General features: G+C 59.9%; 28 protein-coding genes. 15 read left to right on the plus strand and 13 right to left on the minus strand.

Translation table 11 applies throughout. From position 1 onward, the window contains the following. Positions 1-12: 12 nt before the first annotated feature. Positions 13-1,254, plus strand: a complete 1,242-nt coding sequence (locus AB4072_RS04860; RefSeq protein ID WP_441965859.1) for an NAD(P)/FAD-dependent oxidoreductase — start codon at positions 13-15, stop codon at positions 1,252-1,254. 4 nt (positions 1,255-1,258) lie between these two features. On the opposite strand, the gene AB4072_RS04865 is transcribed toward AB4072_RS04860, so the two are convergent. Beyond that, entirely contained in the window at positions 1,259-1,612 is a 354-nt protein-coding gene (locus AB4072_RS04865) for a RidA family protein (protein WP_441965860.1), read from the minus strand. A 59-nt stretch (positions 1,613-1,671) separates the two neighbouring features. Next, the gene (locus tag AB4072_RS04870) at positions 1,672-1,845 is read right to left on the minus strand and encodes a hypothetical protein (RefSeq protein WP_441965862.1); all 174 of its coding nucleotides are present in this window, start codon (positions 1,843-1,845) and stop codon (positions 1,672-1,674) included. Positions 1,846-2,175: 330 nt separating this feature from the next. On the opposite strand from AB4072_RS04870, the gene AB4072_RS04875 reads away from it, so the two are divergent. After that, positions 2,176-2,370 (plus strand): DUF1059 domain-containing protein, encoded by a 195-nt coding sequence (locus AB4072_RS04875; RefSeq protein WP_441965864.1) that lies wholly within the window; start codon positions 2,176-2,178, stop codon positions 2,368-2,370. Positions 2,371-2,471: 101 nt separating this feature from the next. Here AB4072_RS04875 and AB4072_RS04880 read toward each other — a convergent pair whose 3' ends face one another. Then, positions 2,472-4,130: a bifunctional metallophosphatase/5'-nucleotidase gene (locus AB4072_RS04880; RefSeq protein ID WP_441965865.1), complete on the minus strand. Its 1,659-nt coding sequence runs from the start codon at positions 4,128-4,130 to the stop codon at positions 2,472-2,474. A gap of 379 nt (positions 4,131-4,509) precedes the next feature. Between AB4072_RS04880 and AB4072_RS04885 the strand changes: the two genes are divergently transcribed. The 5 genes from AB4072_RS04885 to AB4072_RS04905 all read left to right on the plus strand — a co-directional run bounded on the left by AB4072_RS04885 (position 4,510) and on the right by AB4072_RS04905 (position 10,166). Continuing rightward, positions 4,510-6,255 carry an alkaline phosphatase gene (locus AB4072_RS04885; RefSeq protein WP_441965867.1) on the plus strand — a complete coding sequence of 582 codons (1,746 nt, stop codon included), beginning with the start codon at positions 4,510-4,512 and terminating at the stop codon, positions 6,253-6,255. A gap of 15 nt (positions 6,256-6,270) precedes the next feature. Further along, complete coding sequence (locus AB4072_RS04890; RefSeq protein WP_441965869.1) at positions 6,271-6,726, plus strand: hypothetical protein; 456 nt, start codon at positions 6,271-6,273, stop codon at positions 6,724-6,726. Beyond that, on the plus strand, positions 6,704-7,423 hold the full coding sequence (locus AB4072_RS04895; protein ID WP_441965871.1) for an ABC transporter ATP-binding protein: 720 nt from the start codon (positions 6,704-6,706) through the stop codon (positions 7,421-7,423). Before AB4072_RS04890 ends, AB4072_RS04895 begins: the two co-directional genes overlap by 23 nt. Next, positions 7,420-8,655 (plus strand): FtsX-like permease family protein, encoded by a 1,236-nt coding sequence (locus AB4072_RS04900; RefSeq protein ID WP_441965872.1) that lies wholly within the window; start codon positions 7,420-7,422, stop codon positions 8,653-8,655. Before AB4072_RS04895 ends, AB4072_RS04900 begins: the two co-directional genes overlap by 4 nt. 95 nt (positions 8,656-8,750) lie before the next feature. Then, positions 8,751-10,166, plus strand: coding sequence for a carbohydrate porin (locus tag AB4072_RS04905; RefSeq protein WP_441965874.1), 1,416 nt, complete (start codon positions 8,751-8,753; stop codon positions 10,164-10,166). 239 nt (positions 10,167-10,405) lie between these two features. On the opposite strand, the gene AB4072_RS04910 is transcribed toward AB4072_RS04905, so the two are convergent. From AB4072_RS04910 to AB4072_RS04920, 3 genes are all read right to left on the minus strand, one after another. After that, positions 10,406-11,500, minus strand: a complete 1,095-nt coding sequence (locus AB4072_RS04910; RefSeq protein ID WP_441965876.1) for an ABC transporter ATP-binding protein — start codon at positions 11,498-11,500, stop codon at positions 10,406-10,408. After that, complete coding sequence (locus tag AB4072_RS04915) at positions 11,497-13,113, minus strand: ABC transporter permease (protein ID WP_441965877.1); 1,617 nt, start codon at positions 13,111-13,113, stop codon at positions 11,497-11,499. Before AB4072_RS04915 ends, AB4072_RS04910 begins: the two co-directional genes overlap by 4 nt. A gap of 106 nt (positions 13,114-13,219) precedes the next feature. Continuing rightward, complete coding sequence (locus AB4072_RS04920; RefSeq protein ID WP_441965879.1) at positions 13,220-14,239, minus strand: iron ABC transporter substrate-binding protein; 1,020 nt, start codon at positions 14,237-14,239, stop codon at positions 13,220-13,222. Between the two features lie 298 nt (positions 14,240-14,537). Here AB4072_RS04920 and AB4072_RS04925 point away from each other — a divergent pair, with 298 nt between their 5' ends. The 3 genes from AB4072_RS04925 to AB4072_RS04935 all read left to right on the plus strand — a co-directional run bounded on the left by AB4072_RS04925 (position 14,538) and on the right by AB4072_RS04935 (position 17,591). Continuing rightward, positions 14,538-15,056 carry a MepB family protein gene (locus AB4072_RS04925; RefSeq protein WP_441965881.1) on the plus strand — a complete coding sequence of 173 codons (519 nt, stop codon included), beginning with the start codon at positions 14,538-14,540 and terminating at the stop codon, positions 15,054-15,056. A gap of 201 nt (positions 15,057-15,257) precedes the next feature. Then, complete coding sequence (locus AB4072_RS04930; RefSeq protein WP_441965883.1) at positions 15,258-16,640, plus strand: NAD-dependent succinate-semialdehyde dehydrogenase; 1,383 nt, start codon at positions 15,258-15,260, stop codon at positions 16,638-16,640. Between the two features lie 72 nt (positions 16,641-16,712). Then, positions 16,713-17,591: an alpha/beta fold hydrolase gene (locus AB4072_RS04935; protein WP_441966536.1), complete on the plus strand. Its 879-nt coding sequence runs from the start codon at positions 16,713-16,715 to the stop codon at positions 17,589-17,591. Between the two features lie 17 nt (positions 17,592-17,608). On the opposite strand, the gene AB4072_RS04940 is transcribed toward AB4072_RS04935, so the two are convergent. Both AB4072_RS04940 and AB4072_RS04945 read right to left on the minus strand, forming a co-directional pair. Further along, the gene (locus AB4072_RS04940; protein WP_441965885.1) at positions 17,609-17,839 is read right to left on the minus strand and encodes a BrnA antitoxin family protein; all 231 of its coding nucleotides are present in this window, start codon (positions 17,837-17,839) and stop codon (positions 17,609-17,611) included. A 103-nt stretch (positions 17,840-17,942) separates the two neighbouring features. Then, positions 17,943-18,647 (minus strand): glutathione S-transferase family protein, encoded by a 705-nt coding sequence (locus AB4072_RS04945; RefSeq protein WP_441965886.1) that lies wholly within the window; start codon positions 18,645-18,647, stop codon positions 17,943-17,945. Positions 18,648-19,014: 367 nt separating this feature from the next. Here AB4072_RS04945 and aphA point away from each other — a divergent pair, with 367 nt between their 5' ends. After that, positions 19,015-19,701 carry an acid phosphatase AphA gene (gene aphA, locus AB4072_RS04950; protein ID WP_441965888.1) on the plus strand — a complete coding sequence of 229 codons (687 nt, stop codon included), beginning with the start codon at positions 19,015-19,017 and terminating at the stop codon, positions 19,699-19,701. Between the two features lie 132 nt (positions 19,702-19,833). Here the strand turns inward: aphA and AB4072_RS04955 are convergent, their stop codons facing one another. Then, positions 19,834-20,322, minus strand: a complete 489-nt coding sequence (locus AB4072_RS04955; RefSeq protein ID WP_441965889.1) for a GNAT family N-acetyltransferase — start codon at positions 20,320-20,322, stop codon at positions 19,834-19,836. 228 nt (positions 20,323-20,550) lie between these two features. Then, entirely contained in the window at positions 20,551-20,808 is a 258-nt protein-coding gene (locus AB4072_RS04960) for a hypothetical protein (RefSeq protein WP_441965891.1), read from the minus strand. Positions 20,809-21,169: 361 nt separating this feature from the next. Here AB4072_RS04960 and AB4072_RS04965 point away from each other — a divergent pair, with 361 nt between their 5' ends. Next, the gene (locus AB4072_RS04965) at positions 21,170-21,760 is read left to right on the plus strand and encodes an acyloxyacyl hydrolase (protein WP_441965892.1); all 591 of its coding nucleotides are present in this window, start codon (positions 21,170-21,172) and stop codon (positions 21,758-21,760) included. A gap of 80 nt (positions 21,761-21,840) precedes the next feature. Here the strand turns inward: AB4072_RS04965 and pepT are convergent, their stop codons facing one another. Continuing rightward, the gene (gene pepT / locus AB4072_RS04970) at positions 21,841-23,076 is read right to left on the minus strand and encodes a peptidase T (protein ID WP_441965894.1); all 1,236 of its coding nucleotides are present in this window, start codon (positions 23,074-23,076) and stop codon (positions 21,841-21,843) included. A 291-nt stretch (positions 23,077-23,367) separates the two neighbouring features. Here pepT and AB4072_RS04975 point away from each other — a divergent pair, with 291 nt between their 5' ends. Further along, entirely contained in the window at positions 23,368-24,264 is an 897-nt protein-coding gene (locus AB4072_RS04975; protein WP_441965895.1) for a hypothetical protein, read from the plus strand. Between the two features lie 9 nt (positions 24,265-24,273). Then, a complete protein-coding gene (locus AB4072_RS04980; RefSeq protein ID WP_441965896.1) occupies positions 24,274-24,840 on the plus strand; it encodes a hypothetical protein in 567 nt (188 codons plus the stop codon). Between the two features lie 83 nt (positions 24,841-24,923). On the opposite strand, the gene AB4072_RS04985 is transcribed toward AB4072_RS04980, so the two are convergent. Next, complete coding sequence (locus tag AB4072_RS04985) at positions 24,924-25,679, minus strand: class I SAM-dependent DNA methyltransferase (protein WP_441965898.1); 756 nt, start codon at positions 25,677-25,679, stop codon at positions 24,924-24,926. 220 nt (positions 25,680-25,899) lie between these two features. On the opposite strand from AB4072_RS04985, the gene AB4072_RS04990 reads away from it, so the two are divergent. Then, the gene (locus AB4072_RS04990; RefSeq protein WP_441965900.1) at positions 25,900-26,427 is read left to right on the plus strand and encodes a cytochrome P460 family protein; all 528 of its coding nucleotides are present in this window, start codon (positions 25,900-25,902) and stop codon (positions 26,425-26,427) included. A 27-nt stretch (positions 26,428-26,454) separates the two neighbouring features. Here the strand turns inward: AB4072_RS04990 and AB4072_RS04995 are convergent, their stop codons facing one another. Next, positions 26,455-26,715: a hypothetical protein gene (locus AB4072_RS04995; RefSeq protein ID WP_441965901.1), complete on the minus strand. Its 261-nt coding sequence runs from the start codon at positions 26,713-26,715 to the stop codon at positions 26,455-26,457. Between the last annotated feature and the right edge of the window lie 35 nt (positions 26,716-26,750).

Here is a 26,750-nt window from a genome sequence, read left to right on the forward strand (position 1 = left end):
GCGGAGAGCGCCATGCGGATAGCGATTGTCGGGGCGGGCATTGTCGGCGTGAACGTGGCGCATGCACTGCTCGATGAAGGGCATCAGGTGATCCTGATCGATGCCCTCGGGTGGGATGGGCGACCCTCGAATGGCAATGCGGGCTGGATCGCTCATACTGATATCCTGCCGCTCGCCTCGCCGAAGGTGTGGCGCAATCTGCCGCGCTGGTTGCTGGATCCGCTCGGGCCGCTCACCGTGAGGCCCGCTTATCTGCCACAGATCGCGCCATGGCTGATGCGTTTCTTCCTTGCCGCGACGCCCGGCCGGATCGAAGCCGGCATCGAGGCGATCCGCGCCATCAATGCGCAGGCCTTGCCCGCATGGCAGAAGCGTCTCGATGCGCTGGGTCTCCAGCATCATTTACGTGAGCACGGGGTTCTTTCCGTGTGGCGAGATCGCAATGCCTTTCTTGCCGAGGCGAGCTTCCTGGAACGGCAGCGCGGCTATGGCATGGCTGTCGAGACGCTCGATCCATCCGATCTCAAGACGCTCGAACCGGCTTTGCAGAATGTCGCGGCGGCGGTTCTCTATCCGGATGCCTGCCATGTCTCCGATCCGGCGAACCTCGCCTCGGTCCTCTTCGATCTCGCGATCCAGCGCGGGGCGGAGCATGTCTCCGAAGACGTGATTGCCATCGAAGCAGGGGACGCCTCCGTTCGCCTCAGAACCGACAATGCCTCGCGGCAAATCCAGGCCGACCGGGTGATCCTCTCGGCGGGAGCGTGGTCGCGAGCGCTCGCGAAGCAGTTCGGCGACGGCATTCCGCTTGATACGGAGCGTGGCTACAACGCCACTTTCGCGCCCGGCAGCCTCGGTCTCAATCGCCCCGTCGGCTATCAAGGCGACGGGTTCGTGACGACGCCGCTCGATACCGGGGATCGGGTCGGCGGCGCGGTGGAATTTGCCGGACTCGAGGCCGCGCCCAATCATCGGCGCACGGAGGCTATGGTCGAGAAGCTGAAGCACTTTCTGCCGCATTTCGACGTCGGCCAACCGGCCAGACGTTGGATGGGCTTTCGCCCGTCCATCCCCGATTCATTGCCCGTAATAGGGACGGCAACGCGGGACGAGCGCATCGTGTATGCCTTCGGCCACGGCCATTACGGCCTCACGCAATCGGCTGTGACGGCGGATATGATCGCCGCCATCGTTGTCGGGCGCTCCGGCCCTATCGATCTCGCGCCCTATTCGCCCCAAAGGTTTTCGCGCTGATTATCTAAACCGCAGCAGTGATCTGGATCTCCAGCGCGTATTGCGGGTTCGCGAGTTTCGATTCCACGCAAGCGCGAGCGGGCGTGTGGCCTGGCACGACCCATTGATCCCAAACTGCGTTCATCTCGGCGTAGGAGCTCATGTCCGTCAGCCAGATCGTCGCGCGCAAGATCTTCGACTTGTCGCTGCCGATTTCGTTCAGGGATTGTGCAATCTGATCGAGAATATCGGTCGTTTGCGCGGCCACGGATTGGCCGAGTGTGGTCTCGGGAACGTAGCCTGAAAAATAGGCCACGCCGTTATGGATCACGAGATCGCTGTAGCGGGCAGCGACGCCGATGCGGGTGATGTCGGTCACGGGATTGTCCTCGGTAGGGTAGGGAACCTACTGTTCCTTATCACAGCGGATACGTGAATTCAGGCCGCTTTGACCCTGACCAGAAAGCGCCCGATCTCGGCGCCGAGACGCTCGGCCTGCCGTTCCAGCGCGACGGAGAGATCCGCGACGGCATGGGCGGACTGAAGTGAGCTTGCGGTGACCGACTTCGTGATCTGGATGGCGGTAGCTCTGGCCTGTGCCTCGTTCGACACCTATGTAACACTACGGGCAATTTCCAACACAGCCGTCAATTGCTCTCCGACGGCCGTGGGGCTGCGGATACAACGGACGAGAGATCTTCGACGCTGCCTTGCACGGATTCGAGCGCGCCCACCGTCTCACGTGAGGCGGATTGCACAGCCTCGATCTCTAGCGCGACTGGCAGAACTAATCGCTCTCGAAGATTACAAGATCTGTATTGTAATGTCTGAATGATCCTGTGTCGTAGTGGTGACTTGTTGTGGGGCGTTCTGGCCCCAATATCGGCTTTATCGGAAGGTTTTCTCTCGCTCGTTCATTCGAGTTCAACATGGAGATAAGCCATGGGACGAAAGTTCATCGATTGTCGGGGAATGCCCAGCGACGTGAAATGCAGCATAACCATTATGGCGGATACAGAAGGTGAGCTCATGGAGGCTGCGGTTCAACACGCGGTCGCTGTCCATAAGCATCAAGATACGCCTGAGCTGCGCCAGCAGATCAAGAGCGCCATCAAAGACGGCTCGCCGCCCGCGTGATTTGACCGGCGTGAGCGCGACAATGAGCTGAGCCTCATCGCCATGAAAAAAGCCGAGATGCTTTCGCATCCCGGCTTTCGAGCATTCAAAATAGGCTGCGTTTAGTTGAGACGCGTAATGCGATCCAGCTTCACGGGTTCGATCGGGCTGTTACCGGCGAAATAGGCGGCAAATGCATCGATGTCGAATGGGCCGTAAAGCGGGTTCTTGCCCTGTTTGAGAACGGAGAACCCGTCGCCGCCGTCAGACAGGAAGTTGTTGATCGTGACGCGGTAGCTCTCTTCCATGGCAAGCGTCTTGCCGTTCAGCTTGATGCTTTCCGGCAGGATGCGGTCGCCGACGGGACGAGCGTTATCCCAGGAATAGGCGAAGCCCTTCGACACATGCAGGATGCGAGGCTTGGGCTGGTTGATCCATTGCTGCTCCAGCATGGTCTTGATCTGCGCGCCGGTGAGATCGATGGTGACCAGGGAATTGGCAAAGGGCTGGACTGCAAAGAGTCCGGCATAGGTGACCTTGCCTTCATCCTTCAGGGGAAGATCCGTCCGAACGCCGCCGGGGTTCATGAAGGCGACGACAGCGCGGCCGTCACGCTCCGTTGCGGTTGCTGCGAGCTGCGAATCCGCGATGATGCTGCCCAAAGTCGTTTCGCCGGCGGGGCTTTCGTCCTTGGTCAGCGCAGCGCTCAAGCGTCCGACGATGCGGTTCGCCAGGGGAGCTGCAACCTTTTGGTATTCCTCGATCAGCTTGGTCTGCTCGGCATCCTTAGCATAGACGGCAGTATCCACGATCACGTTGTCGGCCTTGGCCTGAATGAGATCGCGGGTCTTACGGTCGATCTTGATGTCGATATTCGTGACGACCGAGCCGAACTTGTCGCCGCTCGTGACCAAACGCCCATCGATCTGACAGTTATAGGCCTTGTGCGTGTGACCGCTGATGACGAGGTCGACGGCCTTGTCGAGCTTCTTGACGATATCGACGATGGGGCCGGAAATGCCGGGGCATTCGTTGTAATCGCCGGTCGGGAAGCCGCCTTCGTGGATCAGGACGGCGATGGTCTCGATACCCTTGGCGCGGATTTCCGGAACAAGGGCGTTCACGGTTGCCGCCTCATCCTCGAACTTGAGACCGGCTACGCCCGACGGCATGACGATGCCGGGGGTATCCTTCAGGGTCAGGCCGATGAAAGCGACTGGAACGCCCTCAAATTCCTTGACGTAGTAGGGTGACAGAAGAGGCTTGTTGGTCGCCGTGTCGATGGTGCTGGCCGCCAGATATTTGTACTTGGCTCCGGTGAACGGACGCGGACCCGCGCAGCCGTCCTGCTGGTGGCAGCCGCCGTTCTGAATGCGCAGAAGCTCAACCTTGCCCTCGTCGAACTCATGGTTGCCGACGGCGGATGCCTCGAGGCCCATGAGCGACAGGGATTCCACGGTCGGTTCGTCATGGAACAGAGCCGACAGAAGCGGGCTTGCGCCGATCAGGTCGCCCGCAGCGACGAAGATAGAGTTCTTGTTGGCGCTTTTGAGCTGCTTGACCAGGGTCGCCATGGCCTCGGAGCCGCCGGCCGGGACCGTGATCTGCTTGGACGCATCCTTCGGGTCGCGGATCTTGATGCCGCCGGCGGGAAGGAGGTTGCCGTGAAAATCATTGATCGCGAGAATTCTCACATCGACGGCGTCCTGCGCCATGGCAGCGCCCGCGGCGCCGAGCAATGCAAGCTGAGCCGTCATGGCCAGCATGGATAAACGTTTCATTGAAGTCGTGCCCCTCGGAAGGTCTGTTCACTCAATTAATGCTGCAACAGCACAAAACATCTTAGCCGGCGACCTACCGCCTGAGAAGAGGATTCGGCCTTTGTTGCCGTTGAGGAAGTCTGAAAATCGGCCGTTTACTGTGGATCGTGAGATGACTTTTGTGCCCCGTACTTCCGAACGACACGGACCGGGCAGGGGGGCAAGTCGGGTCATCATTCTCCCCGTGCTTGAGGGGATTCTAAGCAGGGAGTCCGTGCCGCTGGGATGACAGCTGAGCTGTCGGAAGTCCCAGGTTCAAGGACGTAACGACGTTCGGTGTCATTCAAATGTCGAACACGGCCCCTAGAACACGCCAGTCAGCAATGCAGGAGCCGACTTGATGAAGACGTGGACAGCGTTGGGCGTGGGCCTTCTTGGCCTCGTGGCAACAGGCGCGCAGGCGCAAACGATTTATCCCATCACCCGGGCCGAGATTCTCGCTGGGTCGAAATTCGACTTCAAAGTCGAGTTCCCCGGTGCACCGGCGCAAGGCGCCGTAAAGGTCACCATCAACGGTCAGGATCCGGCCAGCGTATTGGGCCAGTCCGCTAAATTCGTGGAGAAGGAAGACGGTGGCGAGCACTCGGCTTACTGGATCCGCGGGGCTCAGATCGCAAAGCCCGGCATGTACAACGTCGAGGCGACCCTCGGCGAGAAGAAGGCGAGCGTGAAGTGGGAAGTGTTCGGCACTCCCGAGCGCAAGGCCAAGAACGTGATCCTATTCGTCGGCGACGGCCTTTCCGTCGCGCACCGCACCGCCGCGCGCATGCTCTCCAAGGGCATCACGGAAGGTCGATATAACGGCGAGCTCGCCATGGACGACATGCCGCATATGGCGCTCGTCTCCACCTCCGGTACCGATTCCATCGTGACCGACAGCGCCAACGCCATGAGCGCCTACACCACAGGCCACAAGTCCTGCGTGAACGCCCTCGGCGTCTACTGCGCTAAGAACAAAAGCACCCTCGATCATCCGAAGGTCGAGACCCTCGGCGAGTTGGCCAAGCGCCGCAACGGCGGCATGGCGGTCGGCGTGGTCACGAATTCCGAGATCGAGGACGCGACCCCGGCCGGCATGGTGGCCCATACCCGCCGCCGTGCCGACTATAACGACATCGTCAAGATGTTCCACGATGTGAAGCCTGATGTGATTATGGGCGGCGGCTCGCCGAACTTCCTCGCCAAATCGACACCGGGCTCCAAGCGCACGGATGAAGACGATTACATCAAGAAGTTCGAGGCCGACGGATACAAGTTCGTCTCCACCAAGCAAGAGATGCAGGCGGCGGCTCAGGCAGGTTCCTCCAAGGTCCTCGGTCTGTTCAACACCAGCAATATTGATGGCGCTCTCGACCTCAAGATCCTGAAAAAGGGCACCGTGTCGAAGTTCCCGGATCAGCCGGATCTCGTCGAGCAGACGAAGGCAGCTCTCGACGTTCTGTCGAAGAACCAGAACGGCTTCGTGTTGATGGTCGAATCCGCCCGCATCGACAAGTACAGCCACTCGCTGGACCCCGAGCGCGCGATCTACGACACGATCATGCTCGACAATGCCATCCAGACCGCCAAGGACTTCGCTGCGAAGAAAGATGACACCCTGATCATCGTGGTCGGCGACCATGCGCATGGTGTTTCGATCGTCGGTACCTATGACGACGACACTCCGGGCAATCAGTTGCGCGACAAGTTAGGCATCTACGCGGACGCGAAGTTCCCGAACTATCCTGCGCCCAACGCGGAAGGATACCCGGAGAAGGTCGACGTCTCCCGTCGCCTTGCCATGCTGTTCACCGCCTACCCGGATTACTGCGAGACGGGCCGTCCCTACATGAATGGCGAGAACGTGCCGACCGTGAAGGCCGCCGACGGCAAGACCTACGTCGCGAACGAGGAATACTGCAAGGAGCCGCTGGCGGCGCGCCGGATCGGTAACCTGCCTCTCGAGTCCAACTCGGGCGTGCATACGGCTGACGATCTCGTGCTCACCGCCATGGGACCGGGTTCCGAGCAGTTCAAGGCTCGCATGGAGAACACCCGCGTGTTCCGAGTGATGACGACGGCCCTCGGCCTCGGCGCAGGCCAGTAAGGAGAGCCGGGCCTCATGGCCAATCTCTCACCATCAATGCTGACGCGGCGCCGATTTACGATCGGCGTCGCTGCGGCGCTTCTCGCCACTCGGGCGCAAGCCGGGGAGTGGATTGCATTCGACACGCTGTACAAGAGCTTCGGTGTTCGCGGCTTCGAATTCGCGGACCGGATCGTTGCCCTTAAAGGGCAGGAGGTCAGCCTTACCGGCTATATGGCTCCGCCGCTGCGGGCCGAGAGCACCTTTTTCGTGCTGACCCGCGAGCCGCTCGCCATCTGCCCTTTCTGTCAGTCCGATGCGGATTGGCCGGTGGACATCGTGGTCATTTATCTCAAGGCTGAAACGCCGCTCGTTTCTGCCGGAGCCAAGATCACTGTCAGCGGGCGCCTCGATGTCGGGTCCTCAACCGATCCGGATAGCGGCTTTGTCAGCCAATTGAGGATCGTCGATGCATCCTACCGCCGCGTCTGAACATCGTCCGGCCGCAGTGCCATTGATCTTGCGCGACGTCCGGGTCGAGGTGCCGCAGGAGAGCGGCACGCCCTTGCGTGTGCTCGACATTTCGTTACTCGACGTTCCCGCCGGAGACCGCGTCGCTCTCACAGGGCCATCGGGTGCGGGCAAGACGACGTTGCTTCATCTCATGGCGGGGATCGGTCACTCTAGCCACGGGTCTGTCCTGTGGGGCGATCTCGATCTGGCGGCCCTTACAGAGGGAGCACGCGACCGTTGGCGCCGACAGCATGTCGGTCTGGTGTTCCAGGACTTCCACCTCATTCCGGAATTGAGCGCCCTCGACAACATTCTTCTGCCTCTCACGTTCGGAGCTGTGGGACGCAGGCGCGATTTCATCGACCGGGCCGCGTTTTTGTCCGAGCGCCTGGGCTTGCCGGACCCTCATCGCCGAGCTGCCGTACTCTCGCGAGGCGAGCAGCAACGGGTCGCCATGGCGCGGGCCTTGTTGCGCGATCCGGCTATTCTTCTCGCCGATGAGCCCACGGCGAGCCTCGACGCCGCCACAGGCGAGACGCTCGGCACGCTGCTCCTCGAGGCAGCGCGGGAACAGGGCGCGACCCTCATCGTCGCGACCCATGATCCACATCTCATCGACCGCCTCGATACGGTGCACCGCATTGAGACCGGTCTTCTCGTGGAGGTCCGCTCATGAACCCGCTTCCGATGGTGCGGGCCGATCTGAAGGCGCTCCGCTGGCTCGCCTTCGCGATCCCGCTTCTCGTGGCTGTCGCCGTGGCCATGGGCGTAGGCATTGGCGCGCAGGAGAGGATGTTGCGCCAGAGTTCGGCTCGCGCTGCCGACGATTTCGATCTCCTGATCGGAGCGGCCGGCAGCCAGACGCAACTCGTGCTCACGACGGTCTATCTCGACCTCGAGGCTCTGCCCCTCACGGACGGCGCGCTTCTCAACACTCTCTCGAAGGATCCGCGCGTCGCCGCCGTCGCGCCGATCGCGTTCGGCGACGTTGTGCGCGGCTTCCCCGTGGTCGGTACAACGCCTACTTTCGCCGGGCGCTGGGGGCGGTTGCAGGCGGCTGAGGGGCGGCTCTTTGCGAAGGAGGGCGAGGCCGTCGTCGGCGCCGATGTTTCCTTCAAGATCGGTGAGACCTTCAAGCCTTCCCACGCCACAGGCGGGCAGGCTCATGCTTTCCAGGAGGATGCGGAGGAGGAAACCCGATACCGCCACGAGGACGTCACCTATACGGTCGTCGGCCGTCTTCCGCGTCTCGGTACCCCATGGGATCGGGCGATACAGGTGCCGGTGGAGAGCGTGTGGGAAACGCATGGGCTCGGTAATGGACATGCCGAGGACGAGGCGAGCCTCGGTCCTCCTTTCGACGCCAAGGTCGCTCCGGGTGTGCCCGCTATCGTGGTGAAGCCGAAGCGGATCGCCGATGCCTATTCGCTGCGCGGCGACTACCGTAAGGGCGGCACAATGGCGGTTTTCCCGGCCGAAGTATTGGTCGGTCTCTACAAGACCATCGGGGACGTGAAGGACGTGCTCGTCGCCTCGTCATGGATCAGCAACGGATTGATCTTCGTGGCAGTACTGCTTCTGCTGCTCACTCTCACCGGATTGCGGCGGCGGCGTTATGCGGTCCTGCGCGCGCTTGGTGCTCCGGCCATCTACATCTTGCTCGTGGTGTGGCTGGAAGCAGCGATCCTCCTCGCGGTCGGATGCGCGCTGGGACTGCTCTTCGGCTGGGGCGCGGCGGCGCTGGTATCTCAAGCGATTGAGAGTGAAACCGGTCTGCACCTTGCCTTCCGGCCTGGCCTGAACGACGGGCTTTTCGTCATCGGCCTGATGGCGCTCGGGAGTTTTCTTGCGCTCATTCCAGCCGCGCTGAACTATCGCGTCTCCGTGTCGGACGGCCTACGCTCTTAGGGCCCATGAAGGCGAGTCTCGAAGCCACCCTTGAAGATCGCATACCCTGCGCCTGATAGTAGGAGACAACGTTTTTCGCAAAAAATGGGACATCGATGTTACGCGCGCTCGGTCTTGGAATAACCTTGCTCTTCTGCGCTGCCAGCTCGGTATCCCTCGCGCAGTCCGAGACAAAGCCGCAATCGGAGACTTCCACCGCACCACAGATATCGCCTTCCATCCAGTCTTTCATGGAGGCTTATGGCGGCGACCCCGGAAGCATCCGTAGTTTTCTCGATACCAAGGGCCTCACCTACAGCCTCACCTATACCAACGAAGGTTTTGGAAACGTCTCTGGCGGCATCAAGCGTGGAGGCATCTACGACGGGCAGCTCAATTTTCAGCTGGATGCAGACCTCGACAAGCTGCTCGACTGGAAGGGGGCGGCCTTTCACACGAATGCCTATCAGGTTCACGGGCGGGGTTTATCCCGTTACTATATCGGCAATCTGCTCGCGGTGAGCAACATCGAGGCTCTTGCCTCGACACGGCTCTATGAGTTGTGGTTCGAGCAGAAATTCCTTGAAGACAAGGTGGCTTTGCGGCTCGGCCAATTGGGAGCCGACACCGAGTTTCTGATCAGCCAGTACGCCGCGCTTTTCGTGAACACCACCTTCGGGTGGCCGGCGATTACGGCTGCGGATCTCCCCAGCAGCGGACCATCTTACCCGCTCGCAACACCCGGCATACGTTTGAAGGTCACGCTGACGGACCAGTTCACGCTTCTCGCGGCAGTCTTCAACGGAAACCCAGCTGGTCCGCCAGGGCCGTTCGGTCCATTCGATCCGCAGCGCCGGGATCGCACCGGCACGAATTTCAGGGTCAACGATCCTGCCTTTGTCATCGCGGAGATGGCCTACGCTTACAATCAGGCCAAGGATTCGACCGGTCTTCCCGGCACGGTGAAGTTCGGTGGGTGGTATCACTTGGGCCGCTTCGACGATCAGCGCTTCGGGACGGACAACCTGTCCCTTGCCAGTCCGGACAGTAACGGGATTCCTCGTCGTGTCCGGGGCGATAGCGGGCTCTACGCCATCCTCGATCAGATGGTCTATCGCATCTCGAACACGACCGATCAGGGGATTGGAATCTTCGCTCGACTTGCCGTCTCGCCCTCCGATCAAAATCTGATCAGCTTCTACGCGGATACCGGTGTTTCGTTCAAAGGCATGATTCCGAGCCGCCCCGACGACCTATTCGCAGTTGGTTTCGCCTACGCGCAGATATCCTCTCGGGTCACCGGCCTTGATCTGGATGCCATTTCATTTACGGGCATGGTGCGACCGGTGCAGTCCAGCGAAGCTGTGATCGAAGTCACGTATCAGGCGCAGGTACTTCCCGGTTGGACGCTTCAGCCGGACTTTCAGTACATCTTCCGACCAGGCGGCAACGTGCAGAATCCACGCGCGCCGAATGGTGTCGCCATCAAGGATGCCATGGTTTTCGGATTGCGCTCGATCATCCGATACTGAGCCAGAGCCCGTCAGTCGGGACTGCTCGCCGGACCGCACCAGCCGGGGAGGTATTCGGCTTCGTGACTCTTGGCGAGCTCGAGCGCCCGTTCCATCGCTTCTTCGAAGTTGCCCTCCACTCGCTTTTTCTTGATGTTCCGACGGAGGAAGTCGGCCCAGAGAAGTCGGCCGCAGGTCCATTATCAGGACGGGGGTGAGGGCCGGTTCTCGCACTGCGGATGGCTGGCCAAGCCCGAAAGTCAACGAACTGAAACTGACGATGACGGACGTAGATCGAAAACATGGGCTTTGCCGAGCACGGTGATCTTCACATATGTGCCGACGTTGGGCAGGTCGATGCTCGAACTTCTGATCCGTAGCAATGGTGCATCGGGTGAGCTCAGGAGCGACAGGGTGACCATGCATACGGCTCCGCCGAACTCGACATCTGTCACCTGCCCGTAGCAGGCAGATGGATCGGCATCGTTCGCCTGAGCTTCGGGTAAACTCGGTGCGAGCCGCACCTGTTCCGGGCGCAGCATGATCTCAGCAGCGCCACGTCGCTGACCGGTGTCGGCGGCAATGCGTCCGAGATTACATAAGGCCCAGCCATCCTCCAACTTAGCCGGCATGATGATGGCGTCGCCTATGAAGACCGCCGTTCCGGGGTCTTTTGGCGTGAGATAAAGTTCGCGCGGCGAGCCGGCCTGCACCAAGCGCCCTTCGCGCAAAATGGCGACCTGGTCGGCGAAGGACAGGGCCTCGACCTGATCGTGGGTGACCAGCATGGTTGTGATGCCGGCGGCCCGCAATACCTCGGCCACTGCTTTGCGCGTGCTCTCACGCAGGCCTGTGTCGAGCGCGGAGAAAGGTTCGTCAAGCAGCATCAGTTTCGGCTGTCGGGCGAGGGCGCGGGCAAGCGCAACGCGCTGCTGCTGACCGCCGGAGATTTCATGGGGGCGCCTATCGAGCATCTTCCGGTCGAGTTCGACCGTGTCCATGAGTTCCAGAATGCGTTTATCCCGCGACGGTGCACTGGGATCGAGGCCAAAACCAATGTTGTCGGCAACGCTCAGATGGGGAAAAAGCGCGCCATCCTGAGTCACGACGCCGATACCGCGCAGATGGGCTGCAACGGTGGATGGACCCTCGGCCAAAACCTGCCCGTCTAGAGTGACGCGGCCCGCGTCCGGCGTCTCGAAGCCTGCAATGATGCGCAAAAGCGTCGTCTTGCCCGAGCCTGACGGACCTACGATCGCGGTCCGGCTGCCGCCCGACATGTTTAGGTCGACGCCCTCGAGTGCGACCGTCGCTCCGTACCGTTTGCCGATCCCTTGCACGCTGAGAAAGGTCATCGTCCGCCCGTCCGTTTGGATTGCGCGTGAAGCAGGATAGTGAGAGGCAGCGACAGCAACACCATCATCAGGGCGTACGGCGCTGCGGCGACATAGTCGATCTCGCTGGTGAGCGCCCAGAACTCCGTCGCCAGTGTTCTCGTACCATTGGGGGCAAGCATCAAGGTGGCGGTGAGCTCCGTGGTGATGCCGAGAGCCACGAGCGCCATGCTGGCCGCCGCGCCGGGAGCCGCAAGTCGAAGAGTGACCTGGCGTACAGCCTGGATGGGCGTGCGCCCGAGCGCCATTGCAGCGCGCTCCAGCTCGACGGGTGCTTGGGCGATGCTGGCGCGCAGGCCGACGAGCGCTCTGGGCAGGAACATCAGCGCATAGGCGAGCAACACCGTCGTCACCGTCTGGTAGAGAGGAAGCGCCACACGAACCGTGATGGTGACAAGGGCGAGAGCGACCACGACACCGGGGAGGGACCCGACGCAATAGTGGCAGGCTTCCAGAATACGCTGTAGAGGCCCGGGGGCTCTAACCGAGAGCCACCCCATGGGTATCGCGGCAAGGGTCGTCAGAAACGCCCCGGCGAGAGCGAAGGTGAGCGTTTGACCTAGAGCGGCTCCGATCTCTCCCAGTCGCCATACGTCGGCCCCACCGATGACCAGCCAGCGCCCGAGAGTGACGAGCGGTACGCCGAGGGCAAGCGCCGTCGTCGCTGCCGGTATCAGCAGGCATGGCGCCGCGAGGCGGCCCAGGCGGTTTCGAACCATCGGGCGGGCAGCCCCGGAGCCCACGCGCGCATAGCGCTCGTTGCCGCGGGCGACGGCTTCGAGCGAGAGGAGGCCAAAGCAGCAGACGATGAGGACGCCGCCGAGCATGTTGGCAGCCGGGCCGTTATAGGCGGATTGGAACTGATCGACGATCGCAGTGGCGAAAGTGTCGAACCGGATCATCACGAAGAGACCGTATTCGGCCAGAAGGTGGAGACCGATCAGGAGCGATCCGCCGCAGACGGCAAGCCGCAATTGTGGAAGCACGACGCGGAAGAAAACGCGCCAAGGTCCGAGGCCGAGCGAGGCCGCTGCATCCTCTATTGCCGGATCGAGCCTTCGCAATTGTGCGGCTACCGGCAGATAAAGAAACGGGAAATAAGCCAGAACCGAAATCAGAGTGCCGCCGAACAGACCGTGCAGGCCGGGCGCCACGCTGATCCAGGCATAGCTATGCACGAAGGCAGGCACCGCCAGCGGCGCGACAGCAAGCCATGCCCAGATACTGGCTCCGGGCAGGTCGGTCCGCTCCGTCAACCATGCGAGCGCTATCGCCAGAAAAATCGAGAGCGGAATGGTGCAGATTTCGAGGAGAACCGTGTTGATCAACAACTCGCCGACGCGGGGACGAAAGATGAGTGCCGAACTCGTCTCCCACCCGGTCAGGAACGTGATCCAGATAATGAAGCCGACAGGGAGCAGGGACACCAGCGACACCAGAACTGCAGCGCTGAAAACGGGCGCATTCGGCAATCGACCTCGCAAGCCACTCGAAATCGGGGCGGGCCGGTCGAATATGGCCTGAGTTGGCTCGATGGCTGCTTTGACTTGCGGCAAGACGAAGATTGCCTTCATACGTTTGAGCGATGGGCTGGTGACGCCCCCAAACGAAATTCCCCTTGCGAGGGAAGATCCTCAGCAAGGGGATAAAACGTCTAGCACACTGAGTTGCCGGCAAATACTACAGCAGGCCGGCGGCTGTCATCAGATCGGTCACTTTTTTGCTATTGAGCCTGGACGGTTCGACGCTCGGCGTTTGCAGATTCGACAGAGGCACCAGCTTCGGGTTCGATTCAGCCCCGACACCGACTGCATATTCGAAGGAATCGCCGGTCTTGAGAATTCCCTGGCCACCCTTGCCGGAGACCCATTTCAGGAACGCTTCCGCCTGCGCCTTGTGCTTGCTCGAAGCCAGAACGCCACCGCCGGAAATGCTGACGAATGCGCCGGGATCCTGGTTGCGGAAGTAGTGCAGGGCGACGCTCTTGCTGTTCTCCCCGGTCTTCGCCTGATCGCCGAACCAGTAATAGTGATAGATCACCGCGCCTTCGACTTCGCCTGCGTTCACAGCCTTCATGGCCACGCTGTTGCCCTTGTAGAACTTGGCGCTTTCCTTCATGGTCTTGAGCCAGGCTGCCGTTGCTGCCTCGCCCTTGAGTTCCAGCATGGCGCCGACGATGGCCTGGAAATCCGCGCCCGCCGGCGAGGCGGCCCACCGCCCCTTCCAGCTCGGATCGGCGAGATCCATAATCGACTTCGGTAACTTGTCCTCAGTCAGCTTGGTCTTATCGTAGGCGAACACCGTCGACCGTGCCGCGATCCCGGTCCAACGACCGTGCGCGGGACGGTAATTTTCAGGCACTTGCGCGATCACGTCGGCAGGAAGCGGCGCGAACAGGCCTGCATTGTCCACCAACGCCATTGCGGGCGAGTTTTCGGTCAGGAATACGTCGGCGGGAGAGGCGGCGCCCTCCTGCACGATCTGGTTGCCGAGTTCGGTGTCGCTACCCTTTCGCAATGTCACCTTAATGCCGGTCTCGCGGGTGAACCCATCCGCCCATGCCTGAGTGAGGCTTTCGTGCTGGGCGTTGTAGACGATGATGCCGTCGGTGTTTGCGCCTTGCGCTTTAGCTGCCAGCGGCGCACTCACGGCGGCAATCAGTGCCAATGCACTTGCAAGATAAGGCAGGGAAATTTTCATGGCAGCTTCTGCTTCAAAAAAAGGAGTGCGGCGTTCTGATGAAACGACTGCTGTGTAGGCGTCGGTGTCACGGGCTGTCAATTTGTATGTTCTTTAATTAGAATAATTTAAAAGTGATTTCTGCGACGAATATTATTGGGTGACGTTTTGCATAAATAATAACCTGCTTTCTATCTTAGTTTTACTTTAATTTGTCGCTTGCTTGACAAGCCGCTCCAGCCAACGTTTGTGATGCCCGCGGTGGCAACGCCACGCGCGTGTTTTCGATTGAAAGGTCAGTGGTTTGAGGCACTCGGATTTGAAGATTCATCAGGATCTTTTGGCTGCGATGAATCTGGTCTACACGCCGAACGCGCTTGAGTGTTCCGAACTGAAAATGGAACCGGAAAGCGCGGAGTATGGTGCATATGCGCTCCAATTGGCTGGGTTGGCCTTGCGGTTTCGCGCCTCCAAAATCACGCCGACAAAAATCGGTCAGTTCGTCACCCTATGGAAGCGGATCGGAAATGGACCGATCCAACCCTTCGATGAGTCCGATCCGATCGATTTTTTCGTTGTCAGCTGTCGCACAGACCAGCATTTGGGACAGTTTGTTTTTCCCAAGTCCGTTTTGTGTGCGCGGGACGTCGTCGCGCGCAATGGCAAGGGTGGTAAGCGGGCCATCCGTGTTTACCCGCCATGGGACAGGCCCACGAGCCGGCAAGCACTGCAAACGCAAAGCTGGCAACTCGATTACTTTCTGGAAACACCTGAAGACCGCCCCATAAACCACATCCGAGCCCGGATGCTCTTCGGTCTGGAGTCTGCTTCCGACTAAAAGTGCGAGAACGCAACTCGCGCCCACGTTTTCGCTTTCGATGCGGGCCTGAACACGTCGGTCGCATGGAACTGTGCTGCATCCCTCGGCTTATCGAATGGCTGATTGTTTTCGCGATGGGCTCTCTGGAGAGCGCACCGCAGCGATATCGGGAGAAGCTGTCATGGGCGAGAGCATTGTTCCGAACGCGACAAGGCTCGGATGACCGACAAACCGCGCTTCGATACGGCAGATCCGTCGACCGGGCTGCCCGGGCGGACATATGAAGGGCATACGACAGACGAAGCCTTGGCGATTGCCCGCGACACGCATGTCATCTTCGACACGTGGCGACGCACATCCTTCGCAGAACGGGCGAAGTTGATGGCGGCTGCCGCCGGGGTTCTTCGGCGCAATCAGGACGCCTTTGCCGAGTTGATGAGGGCGGAAATGGGCAAGCCGATCACGGAGGGCTTCGCTGAAGTCGAAAAATGCGCCTTCAATTGCGACTATTTCGCTGAAAACGCCGAACGGTTTCTGAGGCCCGAGCCTGTCGATCTCGGCGGTCCGAAGGCTTTCGTCACCTTCAATCCGCTCGGCACCGTGCTTGCGGTCATGCCGTGGAACTTCCCGTTCTGGCAGGTTTTCCGGTTCGCCGCGCCGAACCTCATGGCCGGCAACACGGCGGTCCTCAAACATGCGAGCAGCGTACCCGGCTGCGCGCTTGCCATCGAGAGTGTCTTCCGCGAGGCAGGTTTTCCCGCGAACGTGTTCCGGACGGTGCTCATTCCGAGCCGCGACGTGAAGGCGCTCATCGACGATCCGCACATCTCCGCCGTCACCCTGACCGGCAGCGTCGAGGCTGGGCGCCAAGTCGCGGCGGCCGCAGGCGCCGTGCTCAAGAAAAGCGTGCTCGAGCTCGGTGGATCCGATGCTTACCTCGTGTTGGCTGACGCCGATATCGAGCATGCCGCCGAAATTTGTGCCACGGCGCGGATGGTCAATGGCGGACAAAGCTGCATTGCCGGAAAGCGGTTTATTGTGGTGTCGAAAGTGCGAGACGCATTCGAACGCGCCTTCGTGGCCAAGATGAAAACTTATGCCATGGGAGACCCGCGCGACCCGACGACGAAGCTCGGGCCAATGCAAAGTGTTGCTGCGCGCGACAATGTACATGCCAAGGTTCAGAAAAGCATTGCGGCTGGTGCGCGCCTGCTTGCGGGTGGCGAGATCCCGGAGCGTCCTGGCGCATGGTATCCGCCAACGGTTCTTTCCGAAGTGAAGCCCGGAATGCCGGCTTACGAGGAGGAAATCTTCGGGCCGGTCGCTGCCGTGATCGAGGCGCGCGATGACGAGGATGCGATCCGCATTGCGAACGCGTCGCACTTCGGCCTGGGATCGTGCGTTCTGACGAAGGATCTGGCGAAAGGCGAACGGATTGCCGCAGAGGAGCTTGAATCCGGGCTGAGCTTCGTCAACGAGAATGTGCGGTCCGATCCGCGTATGCCCTTTGGCGGCGTCAAGGAGAGTGGCTATGGCCGCGAATGCTCACAATTTGGGATCCGTGAGTTCGTGAACATCAAGAGCGTGCACGTGCGACAATGAGGGCGTGGGTGAAACACTAATCAACGGAGAAGGAAGATGCTTCGGATCTTTCTCGGTGCGATTGTCCTTGTCATGTCGCTGCCGGTCACAGCGCAGGTTCAGCCTTTTCCAAAAGAGTTTCGCAATCAGGAAATTCAGACGAATGGCACAACCCTTCATGCCAGGGTTGGAGGACAAGGACCTGCGGTCATTTTGCTGCATGGCTATGGCGAGACCGGCGATATGTGGGCTCCGCTCGCGGCGGAGCTCGTCCGCGACCATACCGTCGTCGTTCCCGACCTGCGCGGCATGGGGCTCTCGCCCCGACCCGAGGGCGGCTACGACAAGAAAACGCAAGGGCGCGATATCGCCGGCGTCCTCGATGCGCTGAAGATCGACCAGGCTGACCTCGTCACCCATGATATCGGCAACATGGTCGGTTATGCCTTCGCCGCGCAATATCCGGAGCGGGTCACCCGCTTTGTCATCATGGATGCTCCTCTACCCGGTATAGGCCCCTGGGATGATATCGTGCGCAATCGGGCGCTGTGGCACTTCTCCTTCCAGGGCCCTGATGCGGAGCGACTCGTCGCGGGTCGTGAGCGGATCTACCTCGACAGATTCTGGAACGAGTTTTCTGCCGATCCCAAGCGGTTCAGCGAGGCCTCCCGGGAGCACTACGCGAAGCTTTATGCGCAGCCCGGCGCGATGCATGCCGGCTTCAACCAGTTCGCAGCCTTCGACCAGGACGCGATAGACAACAAGGCGTTTGTCGCAAAGGGCAAGCTTACGATGCCCGTGCTCGCCATCGGTGGGGAGAAGTCATTCGGGCCGACAATGGCGACGGTCATGCGTTTTGCCGCGACCGACGTCACCGAACTCGTGATCCCGAATGCCGGCCATTGGCTGATGGAAGAACAACCAGCCGCAACGCTTGCGGCCGTGCGCGCGTTCCTGGACCAGAAGCGCTGAGGAAAAGAGGAGCAGCTCTACTTACCGGCAGCCTGCCTCAATGCTGCGTTGATCCTGTCCTGCCACCCTGGTCCATCCTCCTGAAAGTAGTCGAGGACATCCCGGTCAATCCGCAAAGACACCGTTTCCTTGGCGCCTGGAATCGAAGGGGCCTTCGGCTCGGGTTCGGCAGGCCTGGTCGTCGCTTTCTTGAAGGCGGCCTCTGCCGCCTGCAGAGGATCTCGTGTTCTAAAGGGGGGTCTGGACATCGCGTGGCTCAGCTTTGGTATGACGTTCTCCCCGTACTTCTTCCGTCGGGGCTTCGGGGATCTCTGCAAAAATGTGTGTACCAGTTATGGCCCCGTCACGCCATCAGGGCCGCTTCGGGATCTCAAGTCCGCGCTTCACTGCCGGGCGCGCAAGGCAGCGCTCCAACCAATCCGGTACGTGCTTCAGGGTGTCGAATTCGACGAGGTCGCGAGCATTGTAAAAGCCGATGAGATTGCGCACCCAACCGAGAAGCGAGATGTCGGCGATGGTGTATTCGTCGCCCATGATCCATTGCCGACCGGCGAGCCGTGCTTCCAAAACGCCGAGCAGGCGTTTCGACTCCGTAACGTAGCGCTCGAGCGGCCGCTTGTCGTCAATTTCCCGACCGGCGAATTTGTGGAAGTAGCCGATCTGACCGAACATCGGTCCAACCGACGCCATTTGGAAAAACACCCATTGGATCGTCTCGTAGCGGCGAGCAGGGTCCGCGGGCATGAGCTTTCCGGTCTTCTCGGCAAGATAGAGCAGGATCGCACCGGACTCTACCAGGACGAGGGGGACGCCACCGGGGCCGTCCGGATCGATAATGGCAGGAATTTTCCCGTTCGGGTTCAGTGACAAAAATTCGGGCGTCCGGGTTTCGTTGTTTCCGATATCGATCGTATGCGGCTCATAGGGCAATCCGATCTCTTCCAGCGCGATCGAAACCTTCACGCCGTTCGGCGTCGGGAGGGAATAGAGCTGTAGGCGGTCCGGATGCGCTGCCGGCCAGCGCGCGGTGATAGGGAAGGTGGATAGATCAGACATCCGGAACTCCAAATGGGTATTTCACAATCCGGGCGACGACAGGGGCCCGGCAAGGGACAACATAAGGTCTCATCCTTGCGCGGGTAAGACCCGAGCTGGCCCCGTCGTGGATATTTGGGGAGCAGGCAGATTAGCTCGGCCACCTGCATCGCGCAGCCGTTGCTCTCACCTGCGCCATCAGCCCGTCATGCGCCGTGGGAACGTTGCATATGCGGGTCGTCACGGCTCCGAATTTCGCAGGGGAGGGAGAGGCTTCTGTTTATGCTCAGACAGCAACTTCCGATCTTGCTTAAGGCACAGGGTGAATTACGATGAGCCGGCTCACCAAATCGGGGTTTGCCCCCCGGCACCAGCTCGAGAGAACTCCATGAAATCATCTATCCTCACCGCCGCTTTGATCGCGGGATCGTTTTTCGTAGGTGTGGCCGGCGCTGCACCGTCCAATCTCAATCCCGGAGTGACCACCGATCAATTGATGCGCACGGCTCCGGTGCATTGGGTCTCCATCGATCAGATCGCGGCGAGCCTCGAGGGGCAGCCCTCCATGGTTGTCGGTTTCGATATCGACGACACGGTTTTGTTTTCGAGCGCGTGCTTCTACTACGGCCAGCAGAAGTACTCACCTGGCAGCGAGGACTATCTGAAGAACATTGAATTCTGGAAGGAAGCTAACGGTGGTTGCGACCGATATTCGATTCCGAAGGAAGTCGCGCGCAAGCTGATCAGCCTGCATCAGACGCGCGGCGACACGATCTTTTTCATTACCGGCCGCACCAAAACGGAAAACGAGCAAATCACGCCGATCCTGGAAAAAACTTTCGCCATCAAGAATATCAATCCGGTGGTTTTCACGGATGGGAGCGAGACCAAGACTTCCTTCATGAAAGAGCACAAGCTGAAAATCTATTACGGCGATGCGGACGGCGACATGCGCTCTGCCATCGAAGTCGGCGCTCGCCCGATCCGCGTCCTGCGCTCGCCGAACTCGACCTACAAGCCGATGCCGAAGAATGGATCTTTCGGTGAAGAAGTGATCGTCGATTCGGCCTATTGAGGGGTCCCCAGCGGCGACAATGGGGCTGCAGCGAGACTCAGCCCTCGCTAGTGTCATTACAGAAGGCTCATCGTCAAAAAAAATGGGAAGGCCGCCAGCATTGGCGGCCTTTTCCTTTTTTCAGCGCCATCTTCAAGAGGGAGAGATCAGCGGATTTGCTGAAGCGGACAAAGATATCGGCTTGTAGAGAATGAAATTTTCATGCCGTTCATTCTCTAGGTGAAAAAATGTCGAGCCGCTCCGTAGGAAGCGATGTTGCTCATAGAAGCGCAGGGCGTGCGTGTTTTCGTGATTGACTGCGAGCCAGACGCCTGTGCTTCCGTTCTTGTCGCAATAGGTCAGTGCGTTTTTCAGCAAAGCACTGCCTATGCCACGACCAATAAAATGCTCTTGGACATAGAGCCTGACAATTTCTACTCGTGTCGCCGGATCGTTGGGGCAGGGCGAGTCCAACGCTAGTCTCAGGTATCCAAGGAGATGTACGTTCTCCTCATAGACGATGAGAACCTGCTTTTCATTGCTTATGCTTGCCGCAATCTTTTCCGGCGTAAATTCTGCCAGAACATAGTCGGAGAGCGCATTTCTCAGGCCACTTTTCGCATAAGTGCGGAGCCAAACCAAATTCCCACCGTTGCAAGTTCCCGAGAGCTACAACCTCAGTGGCATTCTCAAGCAGGTCAAGCGGGCGAACGCCAACCACTCGAGCGACTAGGTATCGATGCTATGAAGTTTGTCCATCCGGGGTCTGGATGGGCGAGGGCGATCATCACAACGCCTTCACCCAGAAGCCTCGGATGGACATTGATCAAGAATGGGCGGACCAGCCGAGCAGCCCAACCGAATGTCAGCCTACCGACCTTCCGAGGAGTTTCTCAAAGTCGTTGTGAGGAACTGGTAGAAGCGCGCGGCAGGAAACACCGCGGCGGCGGACGCGATCAGAACCAGAGCGAAGATTTGGACGGCATCGAGATCGCCATAGTTCAAGGGCTTTACGAGATCCATCTGCAAGGAAGCGGATCGCTGGCCGAGGTAATCGATTGCACCCCGCTCACCGACAAATGTTGCGATCACGACCATCAGGACAGTCAAAGGGATGATGACGGTCATGAAGGAATTACTTCCGGTAAATGACAGTATTCGCCGCACGAAACTGGATGAGACTCGCTTCACTTAAACTCCCCCGTGACTGGATATTATTTTGTCTCATTGTGCCTAAGCCTGGCCGCACGCTCCTGGCAAGCGGCTAGGGGGATGACATATTGACAGCCCTCTCTCGGAACATCGCTACATCTCAGCGATCTGCTTGGACCTTATGTTCGCGCTACCAACGTCCGCAAAATGTGTCCCTGCGCCGATGCCCGCAGGAATACAACCTGTGAAAAGCTTTTTTCATCTTTTTCCTATAAGGCTCTACCAGAAGTCGTTTGCGAAACTAGGTTCATAGCTACGCTTAAACGGAGGGAGCTTTATGCGTCGTGTCCTCGCTATGATTGTGGCCGTGGTCGCGATCGCGGCAGGTGCCCATGCCGCCGATCTTGTCCCTCCGCCGCAAGCTGCCGTGCCGATATTCGTAGCGCCGCCGCCCGCACCCCCTTCATTCCTCTCCGAAGTCCGGCTCGGCGTGACAGCTCATGATCCAGGCGGGCAGGAGAGCGGATCGGCCAACCTGAGCGGAGAGATCTTATCGGGGCGCCCCTTTATCGCGGCAGATCCGATCCTCAATATGCTCATCCCGCGCTTTCACGTGGGCGGCAGCCTCAATTTCAACGGGCAGACAAGCTTCGGCTATGCCGGATTGACGTGGACGTTCGACATCACGCCGGAGATCTTCATCGAAGGAAGTTTCGGCGGGGCATTCCATAACGGCAAAATCGACCCGGTGCCGCATCGGGACGCCCTCGGTTGCTCGGCGCTGTTTCGAGAGTCGGGCGCGATCGGTTTCCGCTTCGCGCAGAATTGGAGTGTGATGGCTATCGTCGAGCATCTCTCCAACGCCGGACTATGCTCGAACAATCGCGGCCTCACCAATGTCGGATTGCGCGTCGGCTACACGTTCTAAGAACCCGTTTTAAGGCGAGGCGCGTCGGCTCTCCGCTACCGTCAAAACTGAGATTGCCCTGTTCATGTCGCGGAGGCGCTTCAAGCGCGCTCCTCCCAGAGCTTGGCGAGTTCGACGATGGTCTTCACGGCCTTTTCCATGTCCTGGCTGCTGACGAATTCCAGCGGGGAATGGAAGGCGTGGCCGCCGGCAAAGATATTGGCGCAGGGTAGCCCCATGAAGGAGAGGCGCGAGCCGTCCGTGCCGCCACGAATGCTGCCGCGCACGGGCGTCATGCCAGCCCGGCGGATCGCCTCCACCGCATAGTCTACGATCTCCGGATGCCGGTCGAGAACGACCTTCATGTTGCGATACTGTTCCTTGACCGTGAAGGTGTAGCTGGACCCCGGGTAGCCTCCCATCACTTCCTTGGTGATCTTCTCCAGCAAGACCTCCTTGTGCTTCAGGCCGTCCTCCGTGAAGTCGCGGATGATGAAGCTGAGATTCGCCTTCTCCATCACGCCGGAAATGCCGGTCGGATGGATGAAGCCGTCGCGGCCCTTCGTCGTCTCGGGCGCCATGTCCTTAGGCAGGCGGTCGATGATGGCGCCGGCGATCCTGATGGCATTTTCCATTTTGCCGTATGCGAAACCCGGATGCATCGCCACGCCCTTGATGGCGATCTCCGCCGCATCGGCGGAGAAGGTCTCGTCCTCGATCGTGCCGGCCGTCTCGCCGTCCATCGTATAGCCGAAATCAGCGCCGAGTTTCTTGATGTCGACTTTGTCGACGCCGCGGCCGATCTCCTCGTCGGTGGTGAAGAGGATGCGGATCGCGCCGTGCTTGATGTCCGGGTTCTTGATCAGGAACTCGGCCGCCGCCACGATCTCGGCGATGCCGGCCTTGTCGTCGGCGCCGAGCAGCGTCGTGCCGTCCGAGGTGACGATGTCGTTGCCGATCTGGTCCTTCAGCACCGGATGGTCTGCAACCCGAATGACCTGGTTGGAATCGCCCGTGAGGCGAATGTCCCCACCCTGGTAGTTCCTGACGATCTGCGGCTTGACGTTCGTGCCGCTGAAGTCCGGCGCCGTATCCATGTGGGAGCAGAAGCAGATGACAGGAACGTTGTTCTTGGGACTGTTCGAGGGAATGGTCGCATAGACGTAGCCGTGCTCGTCGAGATGCGCGTCGGCGATGCCGATCTCGAGCAGTTCCTCGACCAGCAGGCGACCGAGATTCTTCTGCTTCTCTGTCGAAGGCTGTGTCGACGATTTGGCGTCGGATTGGGTGTCGATGACGACGTAACGGAGGAAACGGTCAGTAACGCTGGCGGCCATGGGTCATGATCCAGATTGCGAAGGGAGATAACAGACTTGTAGCGAGGCAAAGCCGCCTCGTGAATAGGCAAGCCTTTTCGGCACACTCATTCCGGAGCGCCGCAAGCGAGCCCGGAATGACGCTAAGAGCGGAAAGTGCATCATTCCAAGACGCTCTCTCAGGGCGGCAAGATCAAAACAGTGAAGCAAATCAGATGGTTGTCGACGCCGACTAGCCCTTAAGATCTATGCGGATCAATCGACAACAGCCTCGAAATGTCTTAGCATCCGTAATGTTATGCGGAGGCTGCAATGTCGGCATCCTTTCCGTCCTCATATTTCATCTCGCTCTCGGCTGTTCTATCGCTTCTGCTTTTCTCGGCAGGAAGCGGCAGTGCCGCGCCCATCGCGTGCCCTGGGCCGAGCGAACAGCCTCATCCCATGTATCCGTTCGACTTCGGGACGAACTCGCGGGTGGAGGGGGTGACGGCGGGCCAGTACAAGTCGGCCATCGTCTCCTGCATCAGCAATAAAAATCCCGACGACTGGCTTTACGTTCATTGGCTGATTCCGAGGGTTCAGGGCTGGGTCGTTCCCGGTGGAATGATCGATAGTGGGCCTCGCCTCCAGATCACCGACGCTCCGGTTCCCATGGATACATGCCTCAAGTATGGAAACCGCAGTGACACGGTGAGCGCTCTCTATCTCGGCAATGACCTCGATCTGGAGGAGGCCGCGCTGGAAAAGAGGAACGGATGTCGCGCAACCGTCGCAGGCACCAAGCCCAGCGTGGTGGAGCGCATTCAAGAGATCATCCAGCAGATCAAAGTGTTCTTCCCGTCCGACGCGAAGCGGCCGAAGGAGACGATGCTCGAACTCAGCGGCGAGGCGACCGTCGTAGATGTCTCGGAAAACACCTTTACGAGCAGGCTCACTTATTCCGTCAGTCGGGTCGGCAACAGCAATGGCTCCGTTGAAGGCGTGCGGATGCGGCCCGCCTTCAACGCAGGTGCCAGTTCGCTCACCGAGGCATTTGGTAAAAAGTATCCCGAACCCATCAAGCTACGGGAGAAGGATGCGATCGCTTTCACGGCGCAGGCCGCGCAGCCCAGGCTGATCTACACTTCTCTGGAAGTGCTGGACATCAACGGGGTTTCCGTCGCCTCGATCACCTTCCCGGTCTACGTCACGCCGAACGTCCCAAAGTAGGAGGTTCGCTTGAGCGGCATCAAGTCTCTTTCAGCCGCCGTTCCGAGCCCCGCGATCGCCTTGGTCACGAGTTGGGCCGACCTTTTCGTGAAGACCAAGCTGACGGATCCCGAATGGAGCAGTGACGCGGAAGCCCTTGCGATCGCCATCGGCGCAGCCATCGCGATCGCGCTGAGTCTGCTCGTCTCCACGGCGGATAAGCAAAGGCTAAAGCAGGTCGCCTGGAGATGGCTCTATTGCGCTGGAGCGATGCTTTTGGCGTGCTTGGCCTTGCGCTACGCACTCGGATGGTCATTCGGGCCATTCTGGGTCGGTATTTTGCAACCGCTCTGGGAATTGGCGTTCGTCCTCGGCTTCGTTTCGTTCATGATCGCGATGGTCTATGCCTCGCTCTACGTGACGGAGGCTTCCCAGTTCGGCAAGATAGCAATCGCGGTCGCGATGATCGCTATCCTGCTCGCGGGCATCGCCTGGGGCGCCTGGATCTGGATGAGCCGGGACAACGCATTAGCCAAAACCTCCGGAGAGATCCAGATCGCCGCCTGGGGCGTTTGGGAGCATCGCCCCCGGACTTAACGCCGCGCCAAAAAGACATGGATGGCCGCAACAAGTGCGGCCATCACGGGTGTTTCATCCAGGGGCGAGAGCCTAGAGGCGCATCAGCTTCTTGCAAGCCGACCTATCGGGATAATCTCCTTGGCCGCTGGATGATAAGGGCTCGCGCCCCAATCACCGAGCCATTGTTCGACGACAAGCCCGGCATCCTCGATCAGGGCCGCGAGCTCCGTTTGCGGTGTGTAGCGGATCTGCGCCGATCCCGAGAACGCTTCGCCTGTCGCGAGGACGCGAAAGCCATTCTCATAGGTCAGGATGCTGGTGGCCTCATCGAAGGAAGGTTCGTTCCAGGTCTCGATGGCGCCGAGCTGGGGATGATCGAGCCGATTCAGGCTGTTGTGCCGGTTCCGGTTCTCCCATGTTCTGAGAGCCGGGTTGCGGCTGTCGAAGATGAAGCGCCCGCTTGGATTGAGATGCACCGCGATGGTCGAGAGCACGGCGCGTTGATCTTCCTCCGTGAGAAAGACCTGAAACACGTGTCCCGTCAGGACGATGAGGTCGAAGCGCTCGTCGAGGCGCAACGTGCGGGCATCGGCTTCGATCCAGATGGCCTTGTCGCCTGCGGGCCGCGCCCGTGCGATGTCCAGCATTGCCGCTGCAGGATCGACGCCGACCACCTTTCGGCTCTCAGCCAGCACGCTTGCCAACTCACCAGTGCCGCATCCGAGATCGAGAACGGAGCCGGCATCGGCCGCAAGAGCCATGCAGTAATCGAAGTCGACGCCCCATTTGTTCGCCGCATCATAGAACTGGGCTAACTGCGCGTCGCGGTAGAGAGGATCATCCGGAGGGACGCTCATTCGGTATTTTCTCGGTTCGTGATGTGGAGACAGCGAAGACCTTACGTGAAATCTGCCGCAATGCGGAGTCGTCCCTGAGTGCTCGCCACCTCCTTTGGCGTACCGCGAGAGGCTAGCGGCGACAGCGCGAGATCATCCTATTTTCCTGAGTTGTCGTGCGGGACCCGTTCGAATTGCCGGGCCAATAATCTCGTCCACGATCATTTCGAGAGGATCAGCTATGCAGCGCAAAAGCCAGTTCACAATTGGGATGGCCACAGCAGTGCTTGTCCTCGGCACGGCTGTTTACGCGCAGGACAAATATTCGCTGACATCGCCAGGCGGAATCGCGTTCTCCGACTTCAAGGGATACGAGGACTGGGCGGTGGTTTCTTCCGCGCGGACCGACGAAGTGCTCAAGGTTATTGTCGCCAATCCGACCATGATCGAGGCATACAAGGCCGGCGTTCCAGGCAACGGCCAGCCTTTCCCGGATGGGTCCAAGATCGCGAAGCTCCAGTGGAAGCCGAAGAAGAGCACGGAGGCTCCCTTCGTTGTGGACGTGCCGGACGTCTTCACGCAGGCTTTCGTCATGGAAAAGGACAGTAAGAGATTTCCCGAGAGCGGCGGGTGGGGCTACGCGCTGTTCAACTATGATGCCCCAGCCGACAAGTTCACGGCCGATCCAAGCCCCTCGGATTGCGGGCACGCCTGCCATGTGGCCGTGAAGGCGAAGGACTACATTTTCCACCCGTACCAGAAGCGTTGAGCCAGACGCTGCACAGGGCGGAGAGGCTCACATGGAAACCGGCGTGTGCTCGCAAACTCGGACGAGTGCCGCCAATCCTACCCGCAAAGCCTCGACAATTTGAGGATCGCTGACGCTTCTGTTGCGCAGCTCGATGGGCGTATCGGCGTCCGGCACGAGACGCGCCGACATGGTGGCGAGTACTTCGCGGAGCCCCACTTGAGCGTGAGAGGCGCGCGGTGACGTATTGATGAACATCACCGGCTTACCCGGAAAATCCGGCATGCCCACGAGCCAATCGGCCGGCACATGCCCGGCCCTTGTCGTTGCAGCGCCAGATCATC

It is taken from the genome of Microvirga sp. 2MCAF38, assembly GCF_052115485.1.
Taxonomy (GTDB): domain Bacteria; phylum Pseudomonadota; class Alphaproteobacteria; order Rhizobiales; family Beijerinckiaceae; genus Microvirga.

Excerpts from the sequence above, each read along its gene's own strand:
- AB4072_RS04860 (WP_441965859.1), top strand. The coding sequence starts at position 13 with ATGCGGATAGCGATTGTCGGGGCGGGCATTGTCGGCGTGAACGTGGCG.
- AB4072_RS04875 (WP_441965864.1), top strand. The coding sequence starts at position 2,176 with ATGGGACGAAAGTTCATCGATTGTCGGGGAATGCCCAGCGACGTGAAA.
- AB4072_RS04880 (WP_441965865.1), bottom strand. The coding sequence starts at position 4,130 with ATGAAACGTTTATCCATGCTGGCCATGACGGCTCAGCTTGCATTGCTC.
- AB4072_RS04885 (WP_441965867.1), top strand. The coding sequence starts at position 4,510 with ATGAAGACGTGGACAGCGTTGGGCGTGGGCCTTCTTGGCCTCGTGGCA.
- AB4072_RS04890 (WP_441965869.1), top strand. The coding sequence starts at position 6,271 with ATGGCCAATCTCTCACCATCAATGCTGACGCGGCGCCGATTTACGATC.
- AB4072_RS04895 (WP_441965871.1), top strand. The coding sequence starts at position 6,704 with ATGCATCCTACCGCCGCGTCTGAACATCGTCCGGCCGCAGTGCCATTG.
- AB4072_RS04900 (WP_441965872.1), top strand. The coding sequence starts at position 7,420 with ATGAACCCGCTTCCGATGGTGCGGGCCGATCTGAAGGCGCTCCGCTGG.
- AB4072_RS04905 (WP_441965874.1), top strand. The coding sequence starts at position 8,751 with ATGTTACGCGCGCTCGGTCTTGGAATAACCTTGCTCTTCTGCGCTGCC.
- AB4072_RS04910 (WP_441965876.1), bottom strand. The coding sequence starts at position 11,500 with ATGACCTTTCTCAGCGTGCAAGGGATCGGCAAACGGTACGGAGCGACG.
- AB4072_RS04915 (WP_441965877.1), bottom strand. The coding sequence starts at position 13,113 with ATGAAGGCAATCTTCGTCTTGCCGCAAGTCAAAGCAGCCATCGAGCCA.
- AB4072_RS04920 (WP_441965879.1), bottom strand. The coding sequence starts at position 14,239 with ATGAAAATTTCCCTGCCTTATCTTGCAAGTGCATTGGCACTGATTGCC.
- AB4072_RS04930 (WP_441965883.1), top strand. The coding sequence starts at position 15,258 with ATGACCGACAAACCGCGCTTCGATACGGCAGATCCGTCGACCGGGCTG.
- AB4072_RS04935 (WP_441966536.1), top strand. The coding sequence starts at position 16,713 with ATGTCGCTGCCGGTCACAGCGCAGGTTCAGCCTTTTCCAAAAGAGTTT.
- AB4072_RS04940 (WP_441965885.1), bottom strand. The coding sequence starts at position 17,839 with ATGTCCAGACCCCCCTTTAGAACACGAGATCCTCTGCAGGCGGCAGAG.
- AB4072_RS04945 (WP_441965886.1), bottom strand. The coding sequence starts at position 18,647 with ATGTCTGATCTATCCACCTTCCCTATCACCGCGCGCTGGCCGGCAGCG.
- aphA (WP_441965888.1), top strand. The coding sequence starts at position 19,015 with ATGAAATCATCTATCCTCACCGCCGCTTTGATCGCGGGATCGTTTTTC.
- AB4072_RS04960 (WP_441965891.1), bottom strand. The coding sequence starts at position 20,808 with ATGACCGTCATCATCCCTTTGACTGTCCTGATGGTCGTGATCGCAACA.
- AB4072_RS04965 (WP_441965892.1), top strand. The coding sequence starts at position 21,170 with ATGCGTCGTGTCCTCGCTATGATTGTGGCCGTGGTCGCGATCGCGGCA.
- pepT (WP_441965894.1), bottom strand. The coding sequence starts at position 23,076 with ATGGCCGCCAGCGTTACTGACCGTTTCCTCCGTTACGTCGTCATCGAC.
- AB4072_RS04975 (WP_441965895.1), top strand. The coding sequence starts at position 23,368 with ATGTCGGCATCCTTTCCGTCCTCATATTTCATCTCGCTCTCGGCTGTT.
- AB4072_RS04985 (WP_441965898.1), bottom strand. The coding sequence starts at position 25,679 with ATGAGCGTCCCTCCGGATGATCCTCTCTACCGCGACGCGCAGTTAGCC.
- AB4072_RS04990 (WP_441965900.1), top strand. The coding sequence starts at position 25,900 with ATGCAGCGCAAAAGCCAGTTCACAATTGGGATGGCCACAGCAGTGCTT.